The sequence below is a fragment of the Streptomyces sp. NPDC016851 genome (assembly GCF_055562795.1).
In genome coordinates this window covers 67,440-94,262 of record NZ_JBVHEP010000018.1, presented here as the reverse complement: position 1 = coordinate 94,262, position 26,823 = coordinate 67,440, and the positions used below count along the sequence as shown (strand labels likewise).

Sequence of the window (26,823 nt, the reverse complement as noted above, 5' to 3'; positions counted from 1 at the left end):
CACGGATCCGGGTATTCGAATCGGCCATATCCACGGCCTGACACGGAATATGGCGTTCAGCAGCACGTGTCTCGATAGGATTTCAGCGCCCACCGCAGTGAAATCCCGCCCGCTTTGAAAGGCACCCGTGATACGACTCGCATGGCGGACCCTTTCGGGCCGCAGGGCAAGCTGGGCGGCCAGTTTTGTGGCACTCGTGCTCGCGCTCGTCATGACGACGGCGTGTGCCGTTCTGCTGGAATCGGGCACGCGCGCCGGCTCCCCCGCAGAGCGTTACGCGGCAGCGGACGTGGTCGTCGGCGGGCAGCCGTTCGTGCCCCGGGCGGAGGAGCTCCGCACGGCGCTGGACGGGCTGCCGTCCGTCGAGCGGGCCGTCCCCGAACTGTCCTTCCCCACCACGGCGGTGGACGCGTCGGGCAGGACCGTCGAGGCGCCCTGGGACGGTCCCTCCCTGGGGCATTCGTGGGAGAGCGCCGTCCTCGGGCCCTTCCCACTACGGGCGGGCCGCGCCCCCGCCGACGACTCGGACGTCGTGCTGGACGGCGTCCTGGCCGGGCGGCTCGGCGCCGGGGTGGGCGACACGGTACGGCTGACCGGCCCGGACGGGCTGCGCTCGTACCGGGTGTCGGGCGTCGCCGACCCGCCCCGGAAGCCGGCGCGCCAGTACGCCGTGTTCCACGCTCCCCGCGAGGCGGCGCGGCTCGCACAGTCGGCGCAGCCGGTGCGGGCACTGGGCGTCCTGGCGAAGGGCGCGACGGACCCGGAGGCGCTGCGGCGGCAGGTGGAGAAGACCGTCGCCGGCCTGTACGGGGACGACTCCGGGACCGTGGTGGTCGCCACCGGCGCCGGCCGGGCGGACGCGGAGTTCTGGGACGTGCCGTCGCCGGCGTCGGTGCTCTCCTCGCTGGTCGGGACGTTCGGGGCGCTGTCGCTGTTCGTGGCGGGGTTCGTCGTCTCCGGCACGCTGACGCTGGCGGTCGCCGGGCGGCTGACCGAGATCGGGCTGCTGCGGGCCGTGGCGGCCACCAACGGGCAGATCCGCCGGATGATCGCGGTAGAGGTCCTCCTGGTGACCCTGGCGGCGGCGCTCCTCGGCGTGCCGGGCGGGATCGGTGTGGCCGCGCTGCTGCACCGGGTCCTGGTGAACGGCGAGGTGCTGCCCCCGGCCTTCCCGCTGTCCGTGGGGCCGGTCGCGCCCTGGGCGACGGTCGGCCTGGCCGCGGCCGTGGCGCAGCTCGCGGCGTTCGCGGCCGCGCGGCGGGCCTCGCGGGTGCGGCCCGTTGAGGTGCTGCGCGAGTCGGCCGCCCCGGAACCGAGGCTGGGGTGGCGGCGGGTGCTGCTCGGGGTGTGCGTGCTGGCCGGCGCGGGCGGCTGTCTCGGCGCGGTCGCGGCGGGCCGTCTGGACGGTGGTGACGGTACGGCCGAGAGCATGGTGCTCGTTCTGATGGTCGGGGTGGCGCTCCTGGCACCGCTGATCTGCCGGGTCGCCGGTGCCGTGCTGCTGGTTCCGGTGCGGCAGGTCCTGCCCCGGGACGGCGCGCTGGCGGTCCGCAACCTCCTGCGCCAGAACGTACGGCTGGCGGCCACGGTGACCCCGCTCGTGCTGTCCGTCTCCCTCACCGGCACGCTGCTCTGCGTACCGCTGGTCACCTCTGAGGGCGCACGGCGGGCGGAGCGGGAGCGGCTGGTCGCCGACCATGTGGTGTCCGCGGCCGGGCCGGGCATCGCGCCCGGCTTCGCGGAGCGAGCCGCCCGGCTGCCCGGCGTGGCGGCGGCCTCCGGGCAGTTGTCCGTGGGCGGCGAGCTGAGCCGCGCGGAGGCCGGTGAGGGCGACGCCGCCTCCCTCATCGGCGGCAGCCTCGTCGGCATGCGGGAAGAGGCGGTGCCGCGTCTCCTGGACCTCGGTGTCCACGAGGGGTCGCTCGATCGCCTGGGCGGCACGTCCGTGGCTCTCGGCGACAGCGCGGCGGCGAGCCTGGGGGTCACCGTCGGTGACCGTGTCCGGGTCGACTGGGACGACGGCGGCAGGGACACGTACCGCGTCGCGGCCGTCTACTCCCGCGACCGCGGTTTCGCCGACGCGCTGCTGCCCCGCTCATCGGCGGCCCGGCACGCGGCCGCCCCGCTGGACGACACCGTCCTCGTACGGATAGCCCCCGGAGCCGATCGGAGCGCGGTCGAGAGGGAACTCGGGGCCCTGGCAGCGGACTTCCCGGGCGCACGAGTCGGCGACGGGGACACCGGGAGCGCCCCGGGATCCGGCGCCAACCTGTTCGTCCTGCTGCTCCTGGTCATGATCAACCTGTTCACCGCTGTCTCCGTGGTGAACACCCTGAGCATGGCGACGGCGGGCCGGCGCCGGGAGTTCGCCCTGCTGCGGCTGGCCGGCGCACAGTCCGCGCAGGTCCTGCGGATGCTGGCCTGGGAGGCCGTGCTGACCTGTGCGCTCGCGCTGCTGCTAGCGGCCCTGGTCTGCGGGTCCGTACTGGTCCCGCTGAGCATCGCGCTCACCGGCTCGGCCGTACCGGCCCTGGCCGGCGGCCCGTTGACCGCGCTGGCCGCCGGAGCACCCGTGATCACCGTCGCGACGGTCACCCTCGCCGGTCTGCTGGCCCTGCGAAGCTCCGCCGCCACACCCGGGGGCCTGGCGAAGGCCGTCTCGTGACCGCCGCCGCGCCCGGGGGGGGATCACACCCGGCCGGAGGCGTGAGCCGCGACCGTGTCACGGCTTGCGCACGGCGGCGTCACCGCGCCGACCGACGGGAACAGGCTTCCCACCTCGCCCACTCAAGGGCGATCATGGCCCCAGGAACCGAACCGTGGACCGGACCCCGGGCCGTGAGAGGGGCATGACGTGCGGCTGCGCTGTGCTGTGCTGGACGACTTCCAGAAGGTGGCGGCCGAGAGCGCCGACTGGTCGGTGGTCGCGGAGGACGTGGAGGTCGTGTCCTTCGACCGTCACATCGACGGCGAGGACGCCCTGGCCGCGGCACTGGCCGACTTCGACATCGTCGTGACCCTGCGCGAGCGCGTGCCGTTCCCCGGGTCGCTGATCGCCCGGCTGCCCCGGCTGAAACTGCTCGTCGCCTCCGGCATGCGCAACTCGGTCATCGACTACGCGGCCGCCGAGGAACACGGCGTCACGGTGTGCGGCACGGCCAGTTCCTCCACCCCGCCCGTCGAACTGACCTGGGCGCTGCTGCTCGGCCTCGCCCGCGGCATCGTCGAGGAGAGCGGTGCCCTGCGCTCCGGCGGCCCCTGGCAGAGCACGGTCGGCGCGGACCTGCACGGCCGGCGCCTCGGGCTGCTCGGCCTGGGGAAGATCGGCAGCCGGGTCGCACAGGTGGGCCTCGCCTTCGGCATGGAGGTCCACGCCTGGAGCCAGAACCTCACCCGTGAACGCGCCGACGAGGTGGGCGTGGAACTCGCTCCCTCGAAGGAAGACCTGCTCGCGAACAGCGACTTCGTCTCGGTCCACCTCGCGCTGAGCGACCGCACCCGCGGCCTGCTCGGCGCCGCCGAACTCGCCCTCCTGAAGCCGACGGCGTATCTCGTCAACACCTCGCGTGCGGCGATCATCGACCAGGACGCCCTCCTCGACGCCCTGCACGCGGGCCGTATCGCGGGCGCCGGCATCGACGTCTTCGACGTCGAGCCCCTCCCGGCCGGCCACCCGATGCGCACGGCCCCGCGCCTCCTCGCCACCCCGCACCTCGGCTACGTCTCCCGCGCCAACTACGCCACCTACTACGGCCAGGCCGTGGAGGACATCCGCGCGTTCCTCGACGGCGCACCCGTGCGGCGGCTGCCCTGAGCGTTCCCGCCGACGTGCCCCGGCCGTTCCCCGGCCGTTCGTTCCCCGGCCGTTCGTCCCCCGGCCGTTCCCCTGACGGCCCACATGGCGGCTCCAAGACGGGTGATCCGGCCGTGATCGCCGTGACCCGCCGTGAACGGGCGCGTTGAACGGGAAGTGCGGCGGCACCTCCTGCCGCCGTGCTCATCGAGTCAGAAGGAGAACGTGATGTCTCGCATCGCGAAGGCAGCCGGTGTCGCTCTCGGCACGGGTGCCGTGGTACTCAGCGGGGCCGGCATGGCCCTGGCGGACGCGGGCGCCCAGGGCACGGCCGTCGGGTCGCCGGGCGTCCTCTCGGGCAACGTCGTCCAGGTCCCGGTCCACGTTCCGATCAACCTGTGCGGCAACACGGTGAACATCATCGGCCTGCTGAACCCGGCGTTCGGCAACGAGTGCGAGAACAAGGACGACCACAAGGGCCACCACGGTGGCCACGGGTACGGTCACTGACCCGCACGCACCACCCCCGTGCACCCGTCCCGTGCACACACGGAGAGCCCCGGCACCTCGAGCGCCGGGGCTCTCCGCATGAGCGAGAAGAACAGGACCGGAGAGAACACGGTCACGCGTAGCGGTAGAACCGCCCGTGGTCCTCAAGCTCGTCCGGCGTCACGTCCCACGGCGGCAGCCGCTCGTGCCGTGCCACGACCCGCCGGTACTGCTCGCTGTCCGCCCCGGGCGGTTTCGCCGGCAGGTAGCGGTGGTTGCGATGGCGGCGCTGCCAGCGGGACCACACCAGGTCGATGAAGGCGTGGTGCATCCAGAAGACGGGGTCGTTGACCGAGGCACCGCCGACCATCGCCCCGCCGACCCAGCGGTGCACCCGGTTGTGGTTGCGCCAGGAGGCGCTGCCCCGCCCGCTCCCCCACCCCTCCAGCTTGTTGCGGAAGCCCTTGGCCGACGTGGAGTCCCAGGGCGAGACGTCGTAGACCGGGTCCTTCAGGGCCCACTCCAGCTCTCTCCTGGTGGGCAGCTGGATCGGGTCGCGGGCGCGGCCCAGGTCCCGGGTGAGGAACTCCTCGTCGGTCACGCCCTCCTTGATGGTCCAGTTGCCCTCCGCGTAGGCGAACGGCCCGGTCATCACCTGTCGGTCGGAGCGCCGCCCGGTGCCGCCGAGGAGGTCCGCGGTCCAGGGCGCGGACGTGGCCGTACGGTCGCGTGTCCAGTCCCAGTACGGCACCGACACCGACGCGTCGACCCGGCGCAGCGCCTTCTCCAACTCCAGCAGGAACTGCCGGTGCCAGGGCAGGAAGGAGGGCGCCATGTGGGCCGTGCGCAGGCCGTTCTCGCCGTCGGCGGTGTAGTACTCGATGTGCGTCCGCACGAACTCGTCGTACTCGCCCCGCCGTTTCACCTCCAGCAGCGCCTTCACGAACCGCCGCTTCTCGGTCCGGGTCAGCGAGCTGACGTCCTTACGCGTGTACGCCATGGGCTCCCCCCTCCAGGTGGCCCGGGCCGTGGCCGCCGGGGGCGCGCAGGCGCTGCCCCGGCCCCAGTTCGTCGACGGCCGCGCGGGTCGCCGCCAGCGGGGTCGGATAGGAGCGGTAGTGGTCGACCATGCTCAGCCAGCTGCCGTCGGCCCGGCGCATCAGGTGCAGCGGACGGCCGTCCACGGTGACGTGCCACTCCACGTCCCCGACGGGCTGCTCCGGCGAGGGGACCGGGATGCCGCGGATGCGCCGGCCGCGGTAGACCTCCTCGAACATGTCGTCACCGGCCCGCAGGTCCGTGTTCTTGTCCCCGGGCTCCTCGGCCCGTGAGGCCACGACGACGGGCACGACCGCGGCGCCGAGTGCCGCGAGTGCCAGCCCGCGCAGCAGGCCCCGCCGCGTGTGCCGCGCGGCATCGTCCCCGGCCGGCCCGGCTTCCGCTCCCACCGGTGCTCCGCCGACTCCTACGACCATCCTGTGCTCCTCGTCTCCGCTCGGCTGTCGTAGCGGTAACAGCCCGAAGGCCCCCGTGGTCACCACCACGGGGGCCACACGAGAACGCCCGGTACGGCCTGACGGCCGCCCTACAGGCCGGGGCCGACTCCCAGGTCAGCCGTCGGCACCGTCTGCACCAGCGGGCCCAGCACGCCGGCCTGCGGGAGCTTCGGCTGGGGCAGGCCGAAGCCTTCCGCGTTGGGCTCGGTGAGCGGGGCGTCGACGGACACCCCCGGCGCGAGCGTCCGCAGGTCGGATGCCGGGGCGTCGACGCCGATGTGGTCGAAGCCGGCGCCGAGGATGTGCGGCAGGGGCGCCCGCACATCGGCGCCGGGCAGCCCGCCGTGGACCGGGAGCTGCGGGATCACCCGCTCCGGGATGAGCCGGCCCTCGACGTAGCGGGGGCCGTCGGGAGCGCCCGGCATCGGCACGGGGAGTTCCCCGGTGGCCTCGGGCAGTTCCACGTTGAGGGCCTTCTCTGCGCCGCCCAGCGGGAGGGGGACGGGGACCGTGCCGACCGCGGCGGCGGGGGTCGCGGCGGCGGCGCCGGCCGCTGCCGCCACACACGTCAGCACTGCGGCGAGGGTTCCTCGGGTGGTCGACTTCATCTGGGGTACGGTCCCTTTCGCGTGTCGGGGCTCAGCGTGCGTACCGAGTAACGAGCCGGGGAACCGCACCAGCGCACAATTCCCCCGACTGCCGCAGTAATACGACGGACGGGACGGGGCCCCGGCGGGTGACCGTCAGCTCGTCCAGAAATCCCACCAGCGCGTCAGGATCAGCATCCCGACGACGCCGAGGTGCAGCACCGGCGGCACCCAGGTGAACTCGTCGAGGAAGCGCCGCACCGGGCCGGGCGCGGGCAGGAACTCCTGGTGCACGGCGAACGACGTCACGTACCAGAACAGCGGGATCGTCGCGGCCCACGCCAGAGCGCACCACAGGCACAGCGCGTCGATCCGGTACAGCGACTCGAACTGGAGCCAGGACACGAACCCGACGCCGAACAGACAGCCGGCGTCGAAGGCCAGCCAGTACCAGCGCGGGAACCGGGCGCCGGCCAGCAGGCTCACCCCGACGCACACGACGACGCCGTAGGCGACCAGTCCCAGCATCGGGTTGGGGAACCCGAAGGCCTCGGCCTGGCCGCTCTCCATGACGCTGCCGCAGGACACCACCGGGTTCAGGCTGCATCCCGGTGTGAAGTCCGGGTCCTCCAGCAGCTTGAACTTGTCGAGGGTGATGACCCAGGACGCCAGCAGCCCGGCCGCTCCCGTGACGACGAGCAGCAGGGCGAACGCCCGGCCGGCGCCCGCCGTGCGCGCTCCGGCGTGCGCGGGTGGGGTCACTTCGGCAGCGGAAGACCGCCGAGGAGCCCGCCGTTGGAGTTCAGCTCGGTGGTCGCCTGCTTGACGGTACTGAGGACGGAGTCCTTGTTCTCGGTGTCGAGCGCGTTCGACTGGTGCTTGAGCGGCATCGGGTCGATGGGTTCGCGGGTGAGGGCGTTGACGGCGCCGTTGAGGCTGGTGGGGGTGACGTCGGCGGGGTCGTAGGCGAAGGCGGGGGCGGCGCCACCCGCGACGACCAGGGAACCGGCAACGACGGCGGCGGCCTTCAGGGACTTCATCGTGAATCCTTTCTTCGGCGAGCGGTGTCGCCGGCGGGGAATTCTGACGCCGTGCCTAACGAGGCCTGCCCGGAGCGGAAACCCCGTCGCCGGAACCTCATATGAGATCAGGGGGTCTTCGGCAGGGAGGGCGAGTTCGCCAGGGTCGGGGCGGGCAGTTCGCTGCCGAGCAGGGTGGCGGCGATGACGTCGACGAGGCCGGCCACGACCCCCTGCACGGCCGGGGTGACCTTGGCGGTGTCGCCGGAGGTGGCGGCCTTGAGCAGCCCGTCCGTGGCCTTGTCCAGGGCGGTCATCGCTTCGGCGGTGAGGCCCCCCGGCACCTCGGGCCGGTCCTCGACCGGGGCGGGCAGCGTGTTGGCGTTGGACGCGGGGTCGTCCGACGCCGGGATGTCCGGCTGAGTGGTGTTCACCGCGGTCGCCGCGGTCGCCGCGTCCGACGCGTCCGACGCGTCCGCCACGTTCGCCTGGGCGATGGCGTCCTTGACGCCCGTGCCGAGCTTGGCCGCCTGCGAGGGCGGCAGCTGGCCGTTGTCCGCCTTGAGTACGGCCTCCAGCAGGTCGGTGGCCGGAGTGAGGACGCCGCCGAGGACGCTCAGGCCCTCGACCTGGCCGAGCAGTTCGTCCGCGTCGGGGACGGGGGCCCGGGACGCCGCTCGGGTGTCCTCAAGGGCCGGGGCGCTGTCGGCGGCCAGGGCGGCGGGGCCGGTGACCCCGAGCAGCAGTGTGGCGCTGAGCGCGCAGGTCGCGATTCGCCGTGCGGGCAGGCGCATGGGGGTTCCTTTCGGTGGAGCGTCGGATCTTGTGCCCACCGTGCGAGCGCCCGCGAGGCTCCGCAACCGAACCGGCCCCCGTTCGGGGCAACGCCGACCGGCCGCCCTCCCGCGTGGGTCCCACGGGAGGGCGGCCGGCCACAGGGTTCCGCAACGACGTCAGTCGTTCTCGCACTCGTTGCCGAACGCCGGGTTCAGCAGGCCGATGATGTCGACCGTGTTGCCGCAGACGTTGATCGGGATGTGCAGCGGAACCTGGACGACGTTGCCGGACAGGACGCCCGGGGAGTGAGCGGCGGCGGCCTGCGCGCCGCTGTCGGCGGTGGCGATGCCGGTGCTGCCCGCGACGGCGGCAGCGGCAGCGGACGTCAGGACCAGGCCCTTCGCGATACGCGACATGGAGAGGTGCTCCTTGGGGTTGACACAAACATCCGGGCGGGTGCCCGGCGCTGTGTCAACGCGGTGGCGTCTGCGCGAGTTGTGCCGCCAAAGGGGTGATCTCGCCGGACGGGCCGTCTTCACGGCTCCGACACACACGCCCGGTTTCGCCGGAAAAGTACTGATCGCAATTAGAGTTGCACACCTCTCAACGCACCCCTACAGCAAGCCGATCGCACTCAGGAACGAGGGAGGAGACCACGTTCCGCGAAGCCCTGCGGTGTGGTGGTGACCAGGTGGCCTTCCGGCTCGTTTCTCTGCGGAACGCGGCGTGCGCCGGCGCGCTCATCGGCACGGCCGGCACCCGGCAGTGAGGCGCGTTCCCGCCGTCCCGAGCGCCGTCCGTGAGCGAGGAAAACCGCGCATGCACCTGTCACCGACCGACCCTCCGCCACGGATCCTGCACGTCACCCAGCCCGTGGACGGCGGGGTCGCCCACGTCGTGACGGACCTGGCCCGGGCCCAGCTCGCCGCCGGCCTGCACATCACGGTCGCCTGCCCCGACAGTCCCCTCGCGGCCCGGCTCGCGGCGCTCGGCGCGGACGTACGGCACTGGCCGGCGACGCGCGCGCCGGGGCCGGCGCTGCCGGACGAGGTGCGCCGGCTCGCCCGCGTCGTCGGGGAGGTACGGCCCGGGCTGGTGCACGCCCACAGCGCCAAGGCCGGGCTGGCCGGGCGGCTCGCGGTGCGGGGGCGGATCCCGACGGTGTTCCAGCCGCACGCCTGGTCGTTCGAGGCGGTCCGCGGGGCCGGCGCGGCTCTCGCGCGCGGCTGGGAGCGGTGGGGGGCGCGGTGGGCGGGGCGGACGGTGTGCGTGAGTGAGGCGGAGCGCCGGCTCGGGGCGGCGGCGGGGGTCCGGGGACGGTGGAGCGTCGTCCCCAACGGGATCGACGTCGAACGCTTCCGTCCGGCCGCCGTGGACGCCGTACGGGCGGAGCTGCTGCCGGACGTCGATCCGCGGCAGCCGCTCGTGGTGTGCGTGGGGCGGCTGTGCCGTCAGAAGGGGCAGGACGTCCTGCTGGCGGCGTGGGACGCCGTGCTGCGGCAGGTGCCCGGGGCGCGGCTGGTGCTGGTCGGGGACGGCCCCGACCACGGCCGGCTGCGGGCCATGGCGCCCCGGTCCGTGCTGTTCGCGGGGGACGTCACCGACGTCGTGCCCTGGTACCAGGCGGCGGATCTGGTCGTCCTGCCCTCGCGGTGGGAGGGCATGGCTCTGGCGCCGCTGGAGGCCATGGCGTGCGGGCGGCCGGTGGTCGTGACGGATGTGGGCGGGGCCCGGGAGAGCCTGCCGCCCGGCCTCGCGCCGCACTGCCTGGTGCCCGCCCTGGCCCCCGCGGCCCTGGCCGGGGCCGTCACCGCGCTGCTGCTGGACCCGCCGCTGCGCGCGGCGCTCGGCGACCAGGGCCGCCGGCACGTCCTGTCCACGCACGACGTGCGCCGTACGGCTCAGGCGGTCGCGGACGTGTACCGCGAACTCCTGGACGCGCCCGCCGTGTCCACCGAGTACAGGGAGTCAGTCCACTCGTGACCGCGGAAAGCACCGTTCCCACTCCCGCCGGGCAACCACGGAACCTCGGTTTCCCGCCCGTGGCGGTCATGCCGCCGCGCGGCGGCGCGGCGGACTTCCGCCTGCCCGCCCGGCGGCCCCCGGCCCGGACCGCGTCACCGCTGCCGCTGCTCGCCGCGGACGGCGTCGCCGCCCTGCTGGGGACGCTGGCGCTCTCCGGCGCCGAGCGCCGCCCGCTGCTGGTGGCGTTGCTGGTGGCCGCCTCGCTGCTGCTGCGGCCGCTGCGGCCCGCCCGCGTGCCGGCCGTACTCGACGAACTGCCCGCCGTGTGCGGCCGGATCGCCGTGGCCTGGCTGGCGCTCGGGGCGTCGGCGGCGGCGTACGCCCCGCACCAGGCGCTGCCGGCCCGGACACTGATCGCCGGATTTCTGCTCCAGACGGCGGCGGGCTGCGCCGGGCGCGGCGCGGTGTACGCGTGGCGGCGGGCCGGTCTGCTGCGCCGGCCGCGGGCCGCGCTCGTCGTCGGGCCCGCGGCCACCGCGCAGCGCGTGGCGGCGGCCGTGCTGCGTCATCCCCGGTGCGGGGTGCGGCCGGTGGGGATCGTCACCGAGGAGCCGGACGGCGGCGAGGGGCTGCCCGTGCTGACCACGGGCGAGGAGGTCCAGCGGGCGCTCATCCAGAACGGGGTGTGCGAGGTGCTGGCCGTGCACCCCGCCGTGCGGACGGGGCAGGGGCCCCTGCTGCGGGCGCTCGCCGAGTCGGGCTGCGCGGTGTGGGAGGTCGACCCCGACACGCCGTCGTACCGGTCCCGGGACCGGCTCGCCGGGTTCTCCTGCCGTCGCCTGGACCTCGGGGCGGAGCGGCACGGCGGTGCCGCCAAGCGGGCGCTCGACGTCGTGGTCTCCGGGACGCTGCTGCTCCTGGTCAGCCCGCTGCTGCTGGTGTGCGCCGTGGTGCTGCGGGCCGGCGACGGGCCGGGGGTCGTCTTCCGGCAGGAACGGATCGGCAAGGACGGGCGGCCCTTCACCCTGCTGAAGTTCCGCACCCACCGCCCCGTCGACGAACACGAGTCGGCGACCCGCTGGAGCGTGGCGGACGAACGCCGGATGCCGTGGTTCTGCCGCTTCCTGCGCCGCACCTCGCTCGACGAACTGCTCCAGCTGTGGAACGTCCTGCGCGGCGACATGAGCCTGGTCGGCCCGCGGCCCGAACGCCCCTACTTCGTCGCCCAGTTCAGCCAGACCTACCCGGGCTACGCGGCCCGCCACCGGGTCCGGACCGGCATCACCGGCCTCGCGCAGGTGCACGGCCTGCGCGGTGACACCTCGATCGAGGACCGGGCCCGGTTCGACAACGCGTACATCGACGACCGGTCGCTGTGGCAGGACGTCTGCATCCTGCTGCGGACGGCGGCCGCGCTCGTGCGTCCGACGGGGAGCTGAGCGGATTGACCCGGGTTGGGGCCGCTGCGCCCGTCCTCCCCCTGCCGGCCGTCGTCGTCCTGCTCGCCCTGCCGCTCGGGCCGGGAGGCGAGGGCGGCGCCGGACCGGCCGACGCGGCGTCCGCGCTGGTCGTGCTGTACTGCGCGGTCCGTCTCGTCCGGGACCGGCGGCGGCCCCTGTCCCGTACGGCGGCCGTGGTGCTGGGGCTTCCCGTGCTCGGCGTCGCCGTCGCCGCCATGGGCGCGGTGTCGCCGGGCGAAGGGCTCACCGGCCTCGGCCGCTACCTCCAGGTCTTCGTGCTGGTCCCGGCCACCGTGCTGCTGCTCCTGAGGGACCGGCGCGACTTCCGGCTGCTGGCCTGGTCCTTCGTGGGGCTCGCGGTGTGGCAGGGGGCCGTCGGTGTGCACCAGTACGCGACCGGGACCGGCGCCTCGTACCAGGGCCGGCCGGTCCGGGCCGTCGGCACCTTCGGCGCGCAGGACGTGATGGGGATGGCCACGGTCGTCTCCCTCGGGCTGGTGTGCGCGATGGGTCTGGCCCTGGGCAGCGCGCCGGTGCGGCAGCGGGTCGTCGCCCTGGCGTGCGCGCTGGTGCTGCTGCCGCCGCTCGCGCTGTCGTTCAGCCGCGGGGCGTGGATCGCCACGGCGGTGACGTGCGCGGTGCAGCTCCTGCTGGCCGGGCTGCGGCGGGCGTTGACGGCCGGGGCGGTGCTGGCCGCGGCCGCCGTGGTCCTGGTGGGGGGCTTCGGGCTCGGTACGGCGATGCTCCAGGAGCGGATCAGCAGCATCACGCGGGTGGCCGACGCGCCCGACCAGTCGGTGACCGACCGGTACACGATGTGGGCGGCGGCGACCGGCATGTGGCGCGAGCATCCGCTGACGGGCGTGGGGCTCAAGGGCTTCCCCGAACACCGTGACAGCCATGCCTCGTTGGCACTGTCGGCGGGCAGCGACACGGAGGGCGCCGGTGCGGCCTTCCGCAAGCAGCCGCTGCTGTCCCCGCACAACATGTACCTGCTGATCCTGGCCGAGCAGGGGCTGGTCGGGCTGCTGGCGCTGGCGGGCGGCTGGCTGGCGCTGCTGGTGTGCGCCGTGCGCGCCCTGTGGCGGACCCGGCGGGCGGCCGGGCCCGGGCTCGACTGCGGGCTGGTCGCCTGCGGGCTGCTGATCTGGCAGCTGACCGACTTCGCGTACGCCGACATCGGCGGGCCGTCGACCGTGCTGACGGCGATGTGCTTCGGGCTGGCGGCGTGGTGGGGGCTGGCCGACGGGGACGGATCCCGGGCGGCTGAGCGGGACCCTGCCGGGGCGGGCGCGCGGGGCGTGGCGCAGGAGGCACCGGCACGATGACGGTGACGCCTCCGCACGTCGGTGCCGGCCCGGGCCCCGGTCCCGCCCCCGGCACCAGCACCAGCACCAGCACCAGCACCAGCACCAGCACCAGCACCAACGAGGAGACGGCTCCCCAGCCGGTCCGGGCCTCGGACGGTCCCGTGACCAGCGGCTTTCTCGCCCGCGCCACGCTTCTCACCGCCCTCCTCTCCGTCGCCGGGGCCCTGCTCGGACTCCTGCGCGACCAGGCGCTGGCGCGGATGTTCGGGGCCGGGAGCGAGACGGACGCCTTTCTCGTGGCGTGGACGGTGCCGGAGTTCGCCGCCACGCTGCTCATCGAGGACGGGCTGGCCATCGCGCTGATCCCGGCGTTCAGCATGGCCCTGGCGCGGCGGACTCGGGGCGTTCCCGGCGACCCGGTCCGCGCGCTGGTCGCCGCCACGCTGCCCCGGCTGGCGCTGGCCTTCACCGGCGTCGCCGTGCTGCTGGTCCTCGCCGCCCCGCAGCTCGTGCGCGTCCTGGCGCCGGGGCTGCCCGACCCCGCGCTCGCCGTGGACTGCACCCGCATCACCGCGACCTGCGTCCTGAGCTTCGGACTCGCCGGGTACTGCAGCGCGGCCCTGCGCGCGCACCGGCGGTTCCTCGCCCCGGCGGCCATCTACGTCGCCTACAACACGGGCATCATCGCCGCGGTGCTCGTCCTCGGCGGACGGTGGGGCGTGCGCGCTGCGGCGGTCGGGGTCGCGGCGGGCGGCTGCCTGATGATCGTAGCGCAACTGCCCGTGCTGTGGCGGGAGTTGCGGTCCGAGTCGGCGAAGGGACCCGCCGGAGCGCCGGAGAGACCTCCCGGTGCGGTGGCGGGCCCCGCAGGGACGGTGGAGGGCCCCGCGGGCACGCTGGAGAGCCCCGCAGGCACGACGGAGGGCCCCGCAGGCACGCTGAAGAGCCCCGCAGGGACTGCGGAGGGCACCGCAGGGGCGGCAGACGTCGGCGGCCTGGCGATGGGGCCGGCGCTTCTCGCCGCCGTGCTGCTGTTCGCGCTGTGCCGTCAGTCCCAGGTGCTCATCGAGCGGTTCCTCGGCTCCACCCTGCCCGCGGGCGCGATCTCGCACCTGAACTACGCGCAGAAGGTCGCCCAGATCCCGATGACGCTGTCGCTGATGCTGGTCACGGTCACCTTCCCGGTCGTGGCACGGGCCCTGGCCGACGGCGACACCGAGCGGGCCCGCCGCCGCGTGGAGCGCGACCTGGCGCTGGCCGCCTGTCTGGTGCTGGCCGGGGCGTCCGTCGTCGTGGCCTGCGCCCCGCAGATCATCGAACTCCTCTTCCAGCGGGGCGCGTTCACCGGGGAGGACACGGCGGCGACGGTCCGGGTGATACGCGTGTACGCCGTCGGACTGCTCGCGCAGACCCTGGTCGGCGCGCTGACCCGCTCGTACTTCTCGGCGGGCCGGGTCACCTGGTACCCGCTCGGCGCGATGGCCGCCGGACTCGCGGTCACCGCCGTCACCGGCGCGTGCGCGGTGGGCCCCTGGGGCGTCAGCGGCATCGCCGCCGCCAACGCCGCAGGCATCACCGTCACGGCCGCGCTGCTGCTCGCCGGCATGGGCCCGCGCAGCATCCCGATCCGCACCCGGCGCGTGCTCTTCGAGCTGGCCGGGCCGCTGGTCGCGGCGGCGGCCGCGACCAGCGCGGGCGCGTGGGTCGCGACCCATGTCGTCTCCGAAGGCGTCCCCGCCCTCGCCGCCGGCGCGCTCACCGTCGCCGTCGTCTTCCTCCTGCTCGGCCGTGCCCTGGGCGACCAGGGCTGCGTCACCGCGCTGACATCCCTCCGTTCCGTCTCACGAAGGCTCTCCCATGGCCGCTCCCGTTGACACCCCGGACACCCGCGCCCGCGTCAGACCCGGCCCGGTCCTGTTCGTGGCGATGTACCACTCCGTCGGCGACCCCTCGGACGACCCGTACCGCATCACGGTCACGCCCGAACGGCTGGACCGGCAGCTCGGCTGGCTGCGGCGGCGCGGCCTGCGGGGTGTGTCCATGGCCGAGCTGCTCGCCGCCCGGGCCCGGGGCGAGGGCCGTGACCTGGTCGGGCTCACCTTCGACGACGGTTACGCCGACTTCGTCACCGAGGCACTGCCGGTCCTGCACCGCCACGGCTGCGGCGCGACCCTGTTCGTGCTGCCGGGCCGGCTCGGCGGGGAGAACTCCTGGGACCCGCTGGGCCCGCGCAAGCCGCTGCTGACCGCCGAAGGCGTGCGGCACGCGGCGGCCGAGGGCGTCGAGATCGGCTCGCACGGCCTCACGCACGTCGACCTCACCGAGGCGGACGACGTCGTCCTGAAGTCGGAGGTCGCGGGCAGCAGGGCGGTGCTCGCGGAGCTGACCGGCGCTGCGCCCGCCGGCTTCTGCTACCCGTACGGCACGGTCGACCGGCGTGCCGTCGACGCCGTACGGGAGGCGGGGTACGCGTACGGCTGCGCGATCGATCCCGGCCCGGTCGGCGGCCCGCACGCCCTGCCCCGGGTGCACATCGGCCAGAACGACAACGCCGTACGGCTGTCCCTGAAGTACCGGCTGCACCGGCTGCGCCGCCGACCCGTCGAGGAGCCGTCGTGAGGGCCCTGCACATCATCACCGGGCTCGGCGTGGGCGGTGCCGAGCAGCAACTACGGCTGCTGCTGCGGCATCTGCCCGTCGACTGCGACGTGGTGACACTGACCAACCCGGGCGCGGTGGCCGACGGGCTGACCGCCGACGGGGTGCGCGTCCTGCACCTCGGCATGACCGGCAACCGTGACCTGGGCGTACTCCCCCGCCTGGTCCGGATCATCCGCGCGGGCGGCTACGGGCTCGTGCACACCCACCTCTACCGCGCCTGCCTCTACGGCCGGCTGGCGGCGCGCCTCGCGGGTGTCCGGGCGGTCGTCGCCACCGAACACTCCCTCGGCGACTCGCAGATGGAGGGCCGCCCGCTGAACGCGGGGGTCCGCGCCCTGTACCTGGCGGGCGAGCGGCTGGGCCACACCACGGTCGCCGTCTCCCCCACGGTCGCCGCGCGGCTGCGGCGCTGGGGCGTGCCCGCGCCGCGCATCGAGGTCGTGCCCAACGGCATCGACCTGGCCCGCTTCCGCTTCGACCCTGCCCGCCGCGCCGAGACCCGCCGTCAGCTCGGCCTGCCGCAGGACGCGTACGTCATCGGTGCCGTCGGCCGTCTCGCCCCCGGCAAGCGCTTCGGCGTGCTCGTCCGGGCGCTGTCGCAGCTGCCCCGGGACCACTGGCTGGTGCTGGTCGGCGGCGGCCCGGAGGAGGACGTGCTGCGCCGCACCGCCCGGGCGGCCGGGGTCGCCGACCGTGTGCTGTTCACCGGCGAACGCCCCTGCGTCCCCGACGGCTCGCCCGGTCCCGACCTGCCCTCGCTGGTCTCCGCGATGGACGTGCTCGCCTCGCCGTCCCCGGAGGAGGCCTTCGGCCTGGCGATCGTGGAGGCGCTGGCGTCCGGCCTGCCGGTGCTCTACGCCTCCTGCCCGGCCCTGGAGGACCTGCCCCCGTCCGCGGCTCCCGCCGCCCGGCGTGTCACGGGCGGCCCCGACGCGTACGCCCGCGCCCTGACGGACGTACGACGGCAGGGCCCGGCGGCGCGCACGCCGCCGGAGGCCGCCCGTCACTACTGCATCACCCGCAGCGCCGCCCGGCTCATGGACGTGTACGCCGGCGCGGTCTGCCGTCCCCTGTCCCCCTCGTTCCAGGAAGTCCGCACCTCATGACCGACATCCCCGCACGGCAGCACCGCCCGGTCACCGCCCTCGCCAGGTCCCTGCCCCCCTGGTCGCTGCTCGCGGCCGGGGCCGTGGCGGGCGGTCTGCTCGGCGGTGGCTACGGCCTGGTCAGGACACCGGAGTACACGGCGACCAGCTATGTCGTCGCCGTGCCGGAACCGAAGTCCGACACCGCCGCCGCCCTCGGGTTCGCGCAGGCCTACGGCCGGGTCGCCCCGCAGCTCGCGGTGCTGGGGGACGCGCAGGTGTGGGCGGGCGTGCCGGTGCGGACGCTGCAGGAGAGCGTCCGCACGGCGACCTCGCCGGACGCGCCGATGGTGGCGGTCACGGCCACCTCCGCCCGCCCGGACCTGGCCGCGGACATGGCCAACGCCGTGTCCCGCGCGCTGACCCGGCACGCCGCCGACACCAAGCGGTCCACGCACGTCGAACTCCAGCAGTTCGCCCGCGCGGTGCCGCCCGCCGAGCCGTCCTCCGCCTCCGCGAGCGTGACGGGCCTGGTCGGCGCGAGCGCGGGAGGGCTGCTGGGCGGGCTGGTGCTGCTGGTCCGGCCCCGGCGGGCCGCCGACGGCAGCGGACCCTCCGCCGCCGTGCCGGGCCCGGCCGTCGCCGCCGACGCGCACGGGCAGCTGTGACGTACACGGCGGAACTGGTCACCGACGAGCGCGTCTTCGCCGCCCTGGCCGCCGACTGGACCCGGCTGCACCGGCGGTACGCGTCCGCCACGCCGTTCCAGAGCCACGCCTGGCTGCACTCGTGGTGGCAGTCGTACGGCGGGCGCGGCCGGCTGCGGCTGGTCGTGGTGCGCGAGGGCGGCGCGGGGGGCGCGCTCGTGGCCGCCGCCCCGCTGATGGGCGTACGACGGCCGCTTCCGGCGCTGGTGCCGCTCGGCGGGACGATCTCCGACTACGGGGACGTGCTGCTGGACGACGAGCACGGCGAGGGGGCACTGGCCGCGCTCACCGGCGCGCTGTCGGACGCCGCCCGCACCGCGCTGATCGACCTGCGCGAGGTACGGCCCGGCGGCGCGGCCGAGCGGGTCTACGAGCGGTGGCCCGGGCCCCGGAGCCGGGTGGACGACTCGGTGTGCCTGGAACTGCCGGCCGTGCCCATGGACCAGTTGATCGCCCGGCTGCCGTCGAAGACCCAGCAGCGGCTGCGCGCCAAGCTGCGCAGGATCGACGCGCTCGGCATCCAGCGCCATGTCGTCGACCCCGGCGAGGTCGAGGCGGCGCTGCTGCGGCTGCTGGAGCTGCACCGGCTGCAGTGGCAGGGGCGGAAGGTGACGTCGGAGCATCTGCGGACGCGGTTCCGGGAGCATCTGGTGCGGTCGGTCGGGCCGATGGTGCGCTCGGGGGACGCGGTGGTCACCGAATTCCGGCTCGACGAGGAGGTGGTGGCCGTGGACCTGACGCTGCTCTCGCCCCGGCTCGCGGGCGGCTATCTGTACGGCGCCCATCCGGTGCTGCGCGAGCGCAAGGCGGACGTGGCGGCGATGCTGCTCGACGCGACCGCCGCCCACACCAAGGACGGCACGGTCGGCGCGCTGAGCCTGCTGCGCGGCAACGAGCCGTACAAGCACCACTGGCGCCCGCTGCCGGTGGTGAACCGGCGGCTGCTGCTGGCCCGGCGGCGCACGGCACCGCTGCTGTCGGCGGCGATGTGGGATGCGGCGGCGCGCCGGCGGGGCAAGGAGCTGGTGCGCCGGTTGCGCGAGCGCGACCGTGGCGGCAGGCCCTGACCTGGCCTGCCGCCGGCCGAACTCCCTGTCCTCTCCGGCGTCCCCGGCGACCCGGGCTACCTCGTACGCGACCACCAGTCGAGGCGCAGGCACAGCTTCCCGCCGAGCCAGTACTCGACCCAGTCACCGAGGTTCAGCGGCGAGCAGTCCGCCGGACGCTCCGGCGTGGGCGGGGGCGTGGGCGCGGTCGGCTTCGGTGTCGGAGTGGGGGTCGTGGGGGCCGGTTCCTCGTCGCGACCGAAGAGGAAGGACCGGTAGACCTCGGACGCCCTGGGGTTGGCGTCGCACTGCCACACGCCGTGCGGGCAGTAGTCCGTCAGCGTGTTGTAGAGCGGTTTGTGCTCGTCCATCCACGCGAGCATGCGCTTCATGTACTCGGCGTTGTCGCCGTTGCGGAAAAGCCCCCATTCGGGATAGGAAATGGCCTTGCCGTGGGATTTCGCGAACTCCACGTGCTCCTGAAGTCCGTAGGGCTCCTTCATCTGTTCGTCGAAGGACATTCCCCGCGGCTGGTCGTACGCGTCCATTCCGATGATGTCGACGGTGTCGTCCCCCGGATAGCACTGCGTCCAGGGAACGGCGTCCCGGCCGCGGCTCGGGGTGAAGTCGAACCGGAATTTCTGGCCCGGCACCGAACGCATGGTGGTGACGATCCTGTTCCAGTACTTCTTCCAGGCCTCGGGGTCCGGGCCGCAGCGATGGGTGTACGTGACGCCGTTCATCTCCCAGCCGAGCACGAGCACCGTGTCCGGCACCCCCAGCTCGACCAGCCGCTCGGCGAGCGCGCGGAAGTGGTGATCGAACCGGCCGGCCGCGCCCTCGCGCAGCAGCCGCCGTACCTCGTAGTCGGGCACGCCCTCCTCGTTGCGCTCCAGCATGGGCACGTTGAGGACGAGCAGGCGGTCGGACTTCTCGCGCCGCCAGTTCGCCCACACGTCGAGGAAGCCGGGGCGGCCCTCGATGTTGCTCCAGCGGTCGCCCGGCAGGTAGGTGTGCCCGACGCGCAGTTCGGCACCGCCGAGCCAGCTGCTGAGCTGGGCCATCCGGGTCACGCCACGGGGGCCGTAGTCGAGGTAGGCGCCGAAGGCGGGGGCGGATTCGGCGGGTGCGGATGCCGACGCGGAGGCGTCAGGGGCGGCCGGTGTCGCCGTGGGTGCCGTCGGAACGGCGGGGGCGGCCGGTGTGGCCGCGGGCGCTGCCGGGACGGCGGGGGCCGCCGGTGTGGCCACGGGGGCCGGAGCGGGCGCGGGCGGATCGGCGGACCGTGCCGTTCCCGCCCCCGCGGCGACCGGGTGGCCGGACGCCAGCGCCGCCGACGCGGCGACCGCCGCCGCGACGAATGCCAGCCGCCGGGACCGGGCGCGCCGCTGCTGTGTGGCCATGGCCGCTCCTTTTCTCCGCTCTCACTTCGTGCTGACACTCAGTCATATGAAATGCATTCACGCCACCGCACTACGGCTTTCGAGTGTTCCGCTCGCCCGCACCGGTGACCCAGTTCGAAGGAAATGACCGTGTCGCTGCTCGACATTCGCGTCCCCGCGGTTCTGCTGCGGATGGACCGGAATCCCTTTCACCACGGAACGCTGGGTGCGGTGCGCTCGCTCGGCAGGGCGGGCGTGGAGGTGCATGTGGTCGCCGACTGCGCGGGGAGCCCGGTGCGCCGGTCCCGTTTCGTCCGCGGGCTGCACGCGCCACCGCCGCCCGGGTCCTCCCCCGCCGACGTCGCGCGCGTCCTGCGCCGCGTCGCCGCCCGCGTCGCGCGTCCCGCCGTGCTGATCCCGATGGACGACGCGAGTGCCGTCGCGGTGGGCCGGATGCGCGCGGAACTGGCACCGGCGTACCTGCTGCCCGAGACGCCCGGGGCACTGCCCGAGCGCGTGGCGGACAAGGGCGAACTGGCCGAACCGTGCGGGTCGTTGGGAGTGGCGCATCCCAAGACGCAGGTCCCGGACAGCGCGGCCGGGGCGGCCACTGCCGTGTCACGGCTGGGGCTGCCGGCGGTGGCGAAGTGGAGCAGGCCCTGGCTGATGCCGACGGGCAGCGGCCTGCGCAGCACCGTGCTGGTGCGTTCCGCCCAGCAGGCGCGGGAGCTGTACGTGCGCGCCGGGGAGGCGGGCAGCCGGCTGCTGCTCCAGGCGTTCCTGCCGCCGGGGCCGGACCGCGACTGGTTCTTCCACGGGTACGCCGACCGGGACGGGGTCGTACGGTCCGGCGGCACCGGCCGCAAGCAGCGCGCCCGGCCGCGCGGCGCGGGCCTGACCTCGGTCGGCCGCTGGACGGCCAACGCCGAGGTGCGGGCGCTCGCCGAGCGGATCACCGCGGAGCTGGGCTACCGCGGCATCCTCGACCTGGACTTCCGCCGCTGCGGGGCGACGGGCCGCTATCACCTGCTGGACTTCAATCCGCGCCCCGGCGCCCAGTTCCGCCTGTTCACGGACACGGCGGGCCTGGACGTCGTACGGGCGCTGCACCTGGACCTGACGCACCGTCCGCTTCCGGCTGGGTCGCCCCAGCCGGGGCGGGCGTTCGTGGTGGAGAACTACGCGCCGCTGAGCGCGCTGCGCCCCGCGCCCGCCGGCCGGGAACTGGCCTGGCACGCCCCGGACGACCCGGCGCCCGGCCGGGCGATGTGGCACCTGTGGGCCCGGCATGCCGCCCATCGCGTGGTGCGGGGGTTCACCCGACCGGCGCGATAGAAGTACGTGCACTTTGTCAGAGAATGTCTAACTTGTTTTTATGACTCACATGAAGCGCACCGCCACGGTGCTTTCCAGCCTCGCCCTGAGCGTCGCCCTCCTCGGCGGTGGCACCGCCGTCGCCGACGACACGAACTACCAGACCCTCCCGGCCCACCTCACGGACAGGGGCAAGGACTGGGACGACAAGGACTGGGACAAGGACAAGGGCAGGGACAAGTGCGACGGCCATGACAGCCTGGGGCTGACCCTGCTGGGCATCCCGCTCCTCGGGTTCTTCTTCCCCGACCACTGCTGAACCCCTTCGGCGCCGCGCGGAGCCCTGTGCTTCCGTGCGGCGCCGAGGCATGTCCCGGCCCCGGGAAAACCGCTGGACGTCGCGCCCGGCGAGCGGCGAGCGTGGGGGCATGCAGCAGGAGAACATCTGGGACGCCGACACCGCCCGGCGTTACGACACGCCCGGCACCGGCATGTTCGCGCCCGAGGTCCTGGATCCGGCGGTGGACCGCCTCGCCGAGCTGGCGGGCGGCGAAGCGGCGCTGGAGTTCGCCGTGGGCACCGGCCGGGTGGCCGTCCCGCTCGCCGGCAGAGGGGTCCGGGTCACCGGCATCGAGTTGTCCGTGCCGATGGTGCAACAGCTGCGGACGAAGGCGGACGAGGCGACGATCCCGGTGGTCATCGGCGACATGGCGACCACCCGCGCGCCCGGGCGGTTCAGCCTCGTCTACCTGGTCTTCAACACGATCTCCAACCTGCTCACGCAGGCCGAGCAGGTCGAGTGCTTCCGCAACGCGGCCCGCCACCTCGGCCCCGGCGGGCGGTTCGTGATCGAGCTGTGGGTCCCCGAGCTGCGCAAGCTCCCGCCGGGCCAGACGGCCACCGTGTGGAGGTCCGACCCCGGCTATATCGGTCTGGACACCTACGACGTCCTGCGCCAGCAGGTCGTCTCGCACCACATCACGTTCGACGGGGCCGAGCAGACCCGCCTGGCCCGCACCCCGCACCGCTACATCTGGCCGGCCGAACTCGACCTCATGGCCCAGCTCGCCGGATTCGACCTGGAGAGCAGGCACGCGGACTGGGCCGGTGCGGAGTTCACGGCCGAGTCGCGCTCGCACGTCTCCGTCTACCGGCTCCCGCCGGCGCGGTAGGCGCCCCGTCCGGGCCGGCGGCGTTCGGCTCTCGGGTGCCGGGCGCGGGCGTCCGGCACCCGGGTGTCAGCGGCGGGACGCGGCCCGGCCGCGCCGGTAGAGGACCGCACCGCTCACGATCAGCGCGGCACTGGTACCCGCCGCACCGAGCAGTGCCCCGGCCCCGGTCTCGGGAAGACTGGGCGGCTGCTCCGCCCCGCCGGGGGGTGTGTGCTCACCGCCGGGAGGGGTCTGCTCACCGCCGGGAGGGGCCTGCTCCCCACCGGGGGGTGTGTGCTCACCGCCAGGGGGCGTGCGGTCACCGCCGGGCGGCGTGTGCCCACCACCGGGGGGCGTCTCGTCACCGCCGGGCGGCGTGTGCCCGCCACCAGGAGGCGTGTCGCCACCACCCGGAGGAGTGTGCCCGCCACCAGGAGGCGTGTCGCCACCACCGGGCGGAGTGTGCCCGCCACCAGGAGGCGTGTGGTCGCCAGGAGGCGTGTGGTCACCCGGCGGCGTGTGGTCGCCCGGCGGCGTGTGGTCACCCGGCGGGGGTGTGTGCGGGGGCTTGGCCGGTGGTGGCGTGTGCGGGGGCTTCGCCGGCGGCGTGTGCGGGGGCTTGCTCGGGGGCGTGTCGCCGTAGCCGTCGTCGTCACCGTAACCGCCGCGCGAGTGCTCCTTGTTGGCGCAGGAGTTGCCGAAGGCGGGGTTGAGCGCGGCGATCACGTCGACGGTGTTGCCGCAGGCGTTCACCGGTACATCGACCGGAACCTGGACGTTGTTGCCGGACGCGGCGCCCGGCGAGCCCTTGGTGACTCCCTCGGCCGACGAGTCGGCGAGGGCGGCGCCGCCGCACAGGGACAGGATGCCCGTCGCAGCCGCTGCCGCGACCATTCCCCTGCTCAGGGTCTGTCGCAATCTCGTTGTCTTCCTGCTGGTAGAAGTGGGAAAAGCCGGCCCCGGAACGAACGGTGTTGTCCCAAGGCCGGCCCTATCGCAGCCGGTGCTGCCGGTGCGCTACGACGTCAGTCGTTCTCGCACTCGTTGCCGAACGCCGGGTTCAGGGCGGCGATGATGTCCACGGTGTTGCCGCACACGTTGATCGGGATGTGCACGGGAATCTGGACCACGTTGCCGGAGAGGACGCCCGGGGAACCGACCGCGGCACCCTGCGCGCCCGCGTCGGCGATGGCCGGGGTGGCCATGCCCAGAGCCATGATCGCGCCCGCGACAACGGCAGCGCTCTTCTTCATGAACTTTCCCTTCTCTGCGGTCATGCCTCTTTGACGGCCGAAACCGAGCGAGCACAACTGGCGGCCCGCACCATGACCTGCGACCTGCAAACGAGGAATTGACAGCCGAAGAAACTAAGGATCGTACGACGCCGGGGAATTCACTCGAATGCCCCGAAAGAATCCCGGGTACGGCCGGGCGGCCCGCCGTGCATTCGGCGGGCCGCCCGGGCTGCGTACGGTAAGGGTCAGTCGCCGTTCGCCGACAGGACCGAGAGGTCCTCCAGGATGTGGTTGAGCGCACCGTCCCGCTTGGTGTTGGTCGAGTTGTCCGCGCACTGCTGCTGGACGTGGTCCGACAGGATCGGGATGTCCTGGACCACCACGCCGATGAGGGCGGCGACGCCGACGTCGATGTCCTGCACGCCGACACAGGGCTTGTTGAGCGTGCCGTCGACCAGCGAGAGCTGGGGGCTCATGTCGCCCTTGGTCGCCGAGTTGCCGAACGACGACGAGGAGCCGTTGCCGTTGGCCACGGACGGGCCGGAGTCGTCCCCTACGGCAAGAGCCTGGGGAGCAGCCGCCACCGACATACCGATGACAGAGGCGGCGGCCGCCGCGGCGACCATTGCCTTCTTGAGCACTTCGCGTTCCTTTCCTCGTAGCGACGCACTGTCCTACGGCCTCATCAACCCGGCCCGGGATAATTGGTTGCGGGTGTTCACCCGGTTGGCCCGCAGGGCTTCAAACGCCCGATAATCACCGGGAACGAAGAACACACAAACTGTCCTGGCATGGGCTGACAGAGTGATGGGGAGAAACCATGCGGGGATCGCGCAGTTGACCAGAACGCTCCGGAGGACGGGGTTTCCTCAGAAAGGACTGGTCAGTGATCAAGAAGGTTATTGCCACCGCGGCGATCGCCGCTTCCGTCATGGGAGCCTCCGCCGCTGCGGCGCCGCAGGCGTTCGCCGTCGGTGACGACAGTGGTCCGTCCAGCGCGAACGGCAACGGGGCGATGCAGAGCTTCGGCAACTCGTCCACGTACGGCAACATGAGCCCGCAGATGGCGCTGATCCAGGGCTCGTTCAACAAGCCGTGCATCGCCGCGAACGACATCCCCATCGGTGTCGGTGCCCTCATCGGTATCCCGATCCAGGACATCCCGATCCTCTCCGACCACACGCAGCAGCAGTGTGCCGAGAACTCCACCAACGCCAAGCGCGACGGTGCGCTGGCGCACCTGCTGGAGGACGTGTCGGTCCTGTCGGCGAACGGCGGCTGACCCACCAGGCATCGCAGGGGCGGGCCGCCGGGACTCTCGTCTCGGCGGCCCGCCCTCTTGTGCCCGTGTACTAGCGGCCGTTCGCGTAGAGCGCCTCGATCTCCTCCGCGTAGGCCGCTGTCGCCGCCTGCCGTTTGACCTTCAGGGACGGTGTCAGCAGCCCGTTCTCCTCGGTGAACTCGCCCTCGATCAGGGTGAAGGCGCGGATCGACTCGGCGCGGGAGACGGCCTCGTTGGCGTGGTCGACGGCCTTCTGGACGTAGGCGCGCAGGCGTTCGTCGTGGACCAGCTCGGACAGGGGGGTGTCGGCGGGCAGTTTGCGGACGGCCAGCCAGTGGGCGAGGGCCTCGGGGTCGAGGGTGATCAGGGCGGCGACGTAGGGGCGGTTGTCGCCGACGACGAGGCACTGGCCGACGGGCGGGCGGCTGCGCAGGCGGTCCTCCAGGACGGCCGGGGAGACGTTCTTGCCGCCGGTGGTGACGAGGATGTCCTTCTTGCGGCCGGTGATGGTGAGATAGCCGTCCTCGTCCAGGGAGCCGAGGTCGCCGGTGGCGAACCAGCCGTCCGCCAGCGCCTCACCGGTCGCCGCCGGGTTGTTCCAGTACCGGCCGAAGACGATGCCGCCCTTGATGAGGACCTCGCCGTCGTCGGCGATGCGGACGGCGGTGCCGGGGACCGGCAGGCCAACCGTGCCGGGGCGGGGGGCCAGGGGCGGGACGATGGTGGCGGCGGCGGTCGTCTCGGTGAGGCCGTAGCCCTCGTAGATCAGGATTCCGGCCGCGTAGAAGAAGAGGTTGAGGTCGCGGTCGAGCGGGGAGCCGCCGCTGATGGCGTAGCGCATGCGGCCGCCGATCTCCTTGCGGATGCGGCGGTAGACGAGCAGGTCGTACAGCGCCCAGGCCGCGTAGAGGCCGGGTCCGGGGCCCTTGCCGCGGCCCAGGAACCTGTTCATGTGGGCCTCGCCGAAGCGGACGGCGATGCGGTGGGCGCGTTCGAAGGAGGCGCCGCGGCCGATCTTCTCGGCGGTGGCGCGTCCGGTGTCGTGGATCTTCTCGAAGAGGTACGGGACGCCGACGAGGAAGGTCGGGCGGAACGCCCTGAGGGCCGGGCGGAGTTCGTCGGGCTTGATGCTCGGGAAGTGGCCGATCTCGATGCGGCCCATCAGGCAGGCGATCTGGAGGGTGCGGCCGAGGATGTGCGCGAGTGGCAGGAACAGCAGCGTCGACGCGGTCTCGCCGGTGACCTCCTTGAACATGGGGTGCAGCAGTTCGACGGTGTTGGCGGCCTCGGCGTGCAGATTGGCGTGGGTGAGGACGCAGCCCTTGGGGCGCCCGGTGGTGCCGGAGGTGTAGCAGAGGGTCGCGGTCGTGTCGGGGGTCAGGGCCGTGCGGCGCTTGGTGACCTCCTCGTCGGAGACGTCCCGGCCGAGGGCGGTGAGGTCGTCGAGCGCGCCGCCGTCGAGCTGCCAGACGCGTGGGGGCTCGGGGTGTCCGGCCGTGCCCGTCAGGACCGTGTCGGCGTTCTCGGCGGTCTCGGTGACGACGTACCGGGCGCCGGAGTCGCGGACGATCCACTCCACCTGGTCGGCGGAGGAGGTGGCGTAGACCGGGACGGTCTGGCCGCCGGCGGACCAGATCGCGAAGTCCAGGACCGTCCACTCGTAGCGGGTGCGGGACATCACCGCGACGCGACCGCCCGGTTCGAGGCCGGCCGCGATCAGGCCCTTGGCCACGGCGGTGACTTCGCGGGCGAAGGCCGCCGCCGTGACGGGCTGCCAGGTGCCGTGCCGTTCGCGGCGCAGGACCACGGTGTCGGCGGCCTCGGCGGCGTTGGTGAACGGGATGTCGGCGATGGTGCCGGTCGTCGGGCGGGGTGCGAGGGGAGCCACGCGGGCCTCGCGGACGACGCCCCGCTCGTCTCTGACGGTCTCGGCCTTCGTGCGGATCGCCAGGTCGGTGCGCTGCTTCGCCCGTTTCAGATCCTTGCGTACGCCCATGACGGCTCCCGGTCGCGATGTGACTGACGTGCTGCCGTACCTACTTACTCCAGAGTCAACTTACTCAT

At 73.7% G+C, this 26,823-nt stretch carries 27 protein-coding genes; 15 read left to right on the top strand and 12 right to left on the bottom strand.

Translation table 11 applies throughout. From position 1 onward, the window contains the following. Positions 1-187: 187 nt before the first annotated feature. From ACZ3I3_RS26740 to ACZ3I3_RS26730, 3 genes are all read left to right on the top strand, one after another. Positions 188-2,665, top strand: coding sequence for an ABC transporter permease (locus ACZ3I3_RS26740; protein WP_467369147.1), 2,478 nt, complete (start codon positions 188-190; stop codon positions 2,663-2,665). A gap of 189 nt (positions 2,666-2,854) precedes the next feature. Continuing rightward, positions 2,855-3,814 carry a D-2-hydroxyacid dehydrogenase family protein gene (locus ACZ3I3_RS26735; protein ID WP_467369145.1) on the top strand — a complete coding sequence of 320 codons (960 nt, stop codon included), beginning with the start codon at positions 2,855-2,857 and terminating at the stop codon, positions 3,812-3,814. Positions 3,815-4,021: 207 nt separating this feature from the next. Then, positions 4,022-4,303: a chaplin gene (locus tag ACZ3I3_RS26730; RefSeq protein ID WP_467369143.1), complete on the top strand. Its 282-nt coding sequence runs from the start codon at positions 4,022-4,024 to the stop codon at positions 4,301-4,303. 112 nt (positions 4,304-4,415) lie between these two features. On the opposite strand, the gene ACZ3I3_RS26725 is transcribed toward ACZ3I3_RS26730, so the two are convergent. The 7 genes from ACZ3I3_RS26725 to chpG all read right to left on the bottom strand — a co-directional run bounded on the left by ACZ3I3_RS26725 (position 4,416) and on the right by chpG (position 8,577). Further along, positions 4,416-5,282: a tyrosinase family protein gene (locus ACZ3I3_RS26725; RefSeq protein ID WP_467369142.1), complete on the bottom strand. Its 867-nt coding sequence runs from the start codon at positions 5,280-5,282 to the stop codon at positions 4,416-4,418. Next, on the bottom strand, positions 5,266-5,757 hold the full coding sequence (locus tag ACZ3I3_RS26720; RefSeq protein ID WP_467369140.1) for a tyrosinase family oxidase copper chaperone: 492 nt from the start codon (positions 5,755-5,757) through the stop codon (positions 5,266-5,268). Before ACZ3I3_RS26720 ends, ACZ3I3_RS26725 begins: the two co-directional genes overlap by 17 nt. A 110-nt stretch (positions 5,758-5,867) precedes the next feature. After that, positions 5,868-6,386 (bottom strand): hypothetical protein, encoded by a 519-nt coding sequence (locus ACZ3I3_RS26715; protein WP_467369138.1) that lies wholly within the window; start codon positions 6,384-6,386, stop codon positions 5,868-5,870. A 135-nt stretch (positions 6,387-6,521) separates the two neighbouring features. Continuing rightward, positions 6,522-7,127, bottom strand: a complete 606-nt coding sequence (locus ACZ3I3_RS26710; protein WP_467369136.1) for a vitamin K epoxide reductase family protein — start codon at positions 7,125-7,127, stop codon at positions 6,522-6,524. Further along, entirely contained in the window at positions 7,124-7,405 is a 282-nt protein-coding gene (locus tag ACZ3I3_RS26705) for a hypothetical protein (RefSeq protein ID WP_467369134.1), read from the bottom strand. Before ACZ3I3_RS26705 ends, ACZ3I3_RS26710 begins: the two co-directional genes overlap by 4 nt. A gap of 107 nt (positions 7,406-7,512) precedes the next feature. Beyond that, entirely contained in the window at positions 7,513-8,178 is a 666-nt protein-coding gene (locus ACZ3I3_RS26700; protein ID WP_467369132.1) for a hypothetical protein, read from the bottom strand. Between the two features lie 159 nt (positions 8,179-8,337). Then, positions 8,338-8,577, bottom strand: a complete 240-nt coding sequence (gene chpG / locus ACZ3I3_RS26695; RefSeq protein WP_351407078.1) for a chaplin ChpG — start codon at positions 8,575-8,577, stop codon at positions 8,338-8,340. 403 nt (positions 8,578-8,980) lie between these two features. On the opposite strand from chpG, the gene ACZ3I3_RS26690 reads away from it, so the two are divergent. The 8 genes from ACZ3I3_RS26690 to ACZ3I3_RS26655 are packed head-to-tail and all read left to right on the top strand — an operon-like array spanning position 8,981 to position 18,416. Then, complete coding sequence (locus ACZ3I3_RS26690; RefSeq protein WP_467369129.1) at positions 8,981-10,144, top strand: glycosyltransferase family 4 protein; 1,164 nt, start codon at positions 8,981-8,983, stop codon at positions 10,142-10,144. Next, positions 10,141-11,565, top strand: coding sequence for an exopolysaccharide biosynthesis polyprenyl glycosylphosphotransferase (locus ACZ3I3_RS26685; RefSeq protein WP_467369127.1), 1,425 nt, complete (start codon positions 10,141-10,143; stop codon positions 11,563-11,565). The genes ACZ3I3_RS26690 and ACZ3I3_RS26685 overlap by 4 nt, the downstream gene beginning before the upstream one ends. Beyond that, complete coding sequence (locus ACZ3I3_RS26680; protein WP_467369317.1) at positions 11,562-12,914, top strand: O-antigen ligase family protein; 1,353 nt, start codon at positions 11,562-11,564, stop codon at positions 12,912-12,914. Before ACZ3I3_RS26685 ends, ACZ3I3_RS26680 begins: the two co-directional genes overlap by 4 nt. Continuing rightward, the gene (gene murJ, locus ACZ3I3_RS26675) at positions 12,911-14,770 is read left to right on the top strand and encodes a murein biosynthesis integral membrane protein MurJ (protein WP_467369125.1); all 1,860 of its coding nucleotides are present in this window, start codon (positions 12,911-12,913) and stop codon (positions 14,768-14,770) included. The genes ACZ3I3_RS26680 and murJ overlap by 4 nt, the downstream gene beginning before the upstream one ends. Next, entirely contained in the window at positions 14,754-15,515 is a 762-nt protein-coding gene (locus ACZ3I3_RS26670) for a polysaccharide deacetylase family protein (RefSeq protein WP_467369123.1), read from the top strand. The genes murJ and ACZ3I3_RS26670 overlap by 17 nt, the downstream gene beginning before the upstream one ends. Beyond that, positions 15,512-16,663 carry a glycosyltransferase gene (locus ACZ3I3_RS26665; protein ID WP_467369121.1) on the top strand — a complete coding sequence of 384 codons (1,152 nt, stop codon included), beginning with the start codon at positions 15,512-15,514 and terminating at the stop codon, positions 16,661-16,663. Before ACZ3I3_RS26670 ends, ACZ3I3_RS26665 begins: the two co-directional genes overlap by 4 nt. After that, positions 16,660-17,310 carry a YveK family protein gene (locus ACZ3I3_RS26660; protein WP_467369119.1) on the top strand — a complete coding sequence of 217 codons (651 nt, stop codon included), beginning with the start codon at positions 16,660-16,662 and terminating at the stop codon, positions 17,308-17,310. Before ACZ3I3_RS26665 ends, ACZ3I3_RS26660 begins: the two co-directional genes overlap by 4 nt. Continuing rightward, positions 17,307-18,416, top strand: coding sequence for a GNAT family N-acetyltransferase (locus ACZ3I3_RS26655; protein WP_467369118.1), 1,110 nt, complete (start codon positions 17,307-17,309; stop codon positions 18,414-18,416). The genes ACZ3I3_RS26660 and ACZ3I3_RS26655 overlap by 4 nt, the downstream gene beginning before the upstream one ends. Positions 18,417-18,472: 56 nt before the next feature. Here ACZ3I3_RS26655 and ACZ3I3_RS26650 read toward each other — a convergent pair whose 3' ends face one another. Continuing rightward, positions 18,473-19,798 carry a glycoside hydrolase family 26 protein gene (locus ACZ3I3_RS26650; RefSeq protein WP_467369116.1) on the bottom strand — a complete coding sequence of 442 codons (1,326 nt, stop codon included), beginning with the start codon at positions 19,796-19,798 and terminating at the stop codon, positions 18,473-18,475. A 123-nt stretch (positions 19,799-19,921) separates the two neighbouring features. On the opposite strand from ACZ3I3_RS26650, the gene ACZ3I3_RS26645 reads away from it, so the two are divergent. The 3 genes from ACZ3I3_RS26645 to ACZ3I3_RS26635 all read left to right on the top strand — a co-directional run bounded on the left by ACZ3I3_RS26645 (position 19,922) and on the right by ACZ3I3_RS26635 (position 22,263). Continuing rightward, positions 19,922-21,112: a carboxylate--amine ligase gene (locus tag ACZ3I3_RS26645; protein ID WP_467369114.1), complete on the top strand. Its 1,191-nt coding sequence runs from the start codon at positions 19,922-19,924 to the stop codon at positions 21,110-21,112. 40 nt (positions 21,113-21,152) lie between these two features. Then, the gene (locus ACZ3I3_RS26640; protein WP_467369113.1) at positions 21,153-21,410 is read left to right on the top strand and encodes a hypothetical protein; all 258 of its coding nucleotides are present in this window, start codon (positions 21,153-21,155) and stop codon (positions 21,408-21,410) included. Between the two features lie 109 nt (positions 21,411-21,519). Then, the gene (locus ACZ3I3_RS26635) at positions 21,520-22,263 is read left to right on the top strand and encodes a class I SAM-dependent DNA methyltransferase (protein WP_467369112.1); all 744 of its coding nucleotides are present in this window, start codon (positions 21,520-21,522) and stop codon (positions 22,261-22,263) included. A 66-nt stretch (positions 22,264-22,329) separates the two neighbouring features. On the opposite strand, the gene ACZ3I3_RS26630 is transcribed toward ACZ3I3_RS26635, so the two are convergent. The 3 genes from ACZ3I3_RS26630 to ACZ3I3_RS26620 form a co-directional block, all read right to left on the bottom strand. Then, positions 22,330-23,160 (bottom strand): chaplin, encoded by an 831-nt coding sequence (locus ACZ3I3_RS26630; protein ID WP_467369110.1) that lies wholly within the window; start codon positions 23,158-23,160, stop codon positions 22,330-22,332. Between the two features lie 107 nt (positions 23,161-23,267). Beyond that, a complete protein-coding gene (locus tag ACZ3I3_RS26625; protein WP_467369108.1) occupies positions 23,268-23,519 on the bottom strand; it encodes a chaplin in 252 nt (83 codons plus the stop codon). A gap of 203 nt (positions 23,520-23,722) precedes the next feature. Beyond that, positions 23,723-24,118, bottom strand: coding sequence for a rodlin (locus ACZ3I3_RS26620; RefSeq protein WP_467369106.1), 396 nt, complete (start codon positions 24,116-24,118; stop codon positions 23,723-23,725). A gap of 245 nt (positions 24,119-24,363) precedes the next feature. On the opposite strand from ACZ3I3_RS26620, the gene ACZ3I3_RS26615 reads away from it, so the two are divergent. Then, on the top strand, positions 24,364-24,759 hold the full coding sequence (locus ACZ3I3_RS26615; protein ID WP_467369104.1) for a rodlin: 396 nt from the start codon (positions 24,364-24,366) through the stop codon (positions 24,757-24,759). 70 nt (positions 24,760-24,829) lie between these two features. Here ACZ3I3_RS26615 and ACZ3I3_RS26610 read toward each other — a convergent pair whose 3' ends face one another. Beyond that, positions 24,830-26,755 (bottom strand): AMP-dependent synthetase/ligase, encoded by a 1,926-nt coding sequence (locus ACZ3I3_RS26610; RefSeq protein ID WP_467369103.1) that lies wholly within the window; start codon positions 26,753-26,755, stop codon positions 24,830-24,832. Positions 26,756-26,823 lie beyond the last annotated feature (68 nt).

Coding starts and splice junctions, on each gene's coding strand:
- ACZ3I3_RS26640 (WP_467369113.1), top strand. CDS start 21,153: ATGACTCACATGAAGCGCACCGCCACGGTGCTTTCCAGCCTCGCCCTG.
- ACZ3I3_RS26730 (WP_467369143.1), top strand. CDS start 4,022: ATGTCTCGCATCGCGAAGGCAGCCGGTGTCGCTCTCGGCACGGGTGCC.
- ACZ3I3_RS26645 (WP_467369114.1), top strand. CDS start 19,922: ATGACCGTGTCGCTGCTCGACATTCGCGTCCCCGCGGTTCTGCTGCGG.
- ACZ3I3_RS26700 (WP_467369132.1), bottom strand. CDS start 8,178: ATGCGCCTGCCCGCACGGCGAATCGCGACCTGCGCGCTCAGCGCCACA.
- ACZ3I3_RS26625 (WP_467369108.1), bottom strand. CDS start 23,519: ATGACCGCAGAGAAGGGAAAGTTCATGAAGAAGAGCGCTGCCGTTGTC.
- ACZ3I3_RS26720 (WP_467369140.1), bottom strand. CDS start 5,757: ATGGTCGTAGGAGTCGGCGGAGCACCGGTGGGAGCGGAAGCCGGGCCG.
- ACZ3I3_RS26610 (WP_467369103.1), bottom strand. CDS start 26,755: ATGGGCGTACGCAAGGATCTGAAACGGGCGAAGCAGCGCACCGACCTG.
- ACZ3I3_RS26660 (WP_467369119.1), top strand. CDS start 16,660: ATGACCGACATCCCCGCACGGCAGCACCGCCCGGTCACCGCCCTCGCC.
- ACZ3I3_RS26705 (WP_467369134.1), bottom strand. CDS start 7,405: ATGAAGTCCCTGAAGGCCGCCGCCGTCGTTGCCGGTTCCCTGGTCGTC.
- murJ (WP_467369125.1), top strand. CDS start 12,911: ATGACGGTGACGCCTCCGCACGTCGGTGCCGGCCCGGGCCCCGGTCCC.
- ACZ3I3_RS26670 (WP_467369123.1), top strand. CDS start 14,754: ATGGCCGCTCCCGTTGACACCCCGGACACCCGCGCCCGCGTCAGACCC.
- chpG (WP_351407078.1), bottom strand. CDS start 8,577: ATGTCGCGTATCGCGAAGGGCCTGGTCCTGACGTCCGCTGCCGCTGCC.
- ACZ3I3_RS26725 (WP_467369142.1), bottom strand. CDS start 5,282: ATGGCGTACACGCGTAAGGACGTCAGCTCGCTGACCCGGACCGAGAAG.
- ACZ3I3_RS26650 (WP_467369116.1), bottom strand. CDS start 19,798: ATGGCCACACAGCAGCGGCGCGCCCGGTCCCGGCGGCTGGCATTCGTC.
- ACZ3I3_RS26690 (WP_467369129.1), top strand. CDS start 8,981: ATGCACCTGTCACCGACCGACCCTCCGCCACGGATCCTGCACGTCACC.
- ACZ3I3_RS26715 (WP_467369138.1), bottom strand. CDS start 6,386: ATGAAGTCGACCACCCGAGGAACCCTCGCCGCAGTGCTGACGTGTGTG.
- ACZ3I3_RS26635 (WP_467369112.1), top strand. CDS start 21,520: ATGCAGCAGGAGAACATCTGGGACGCCGACACCGCCCGGCGTTACGAC.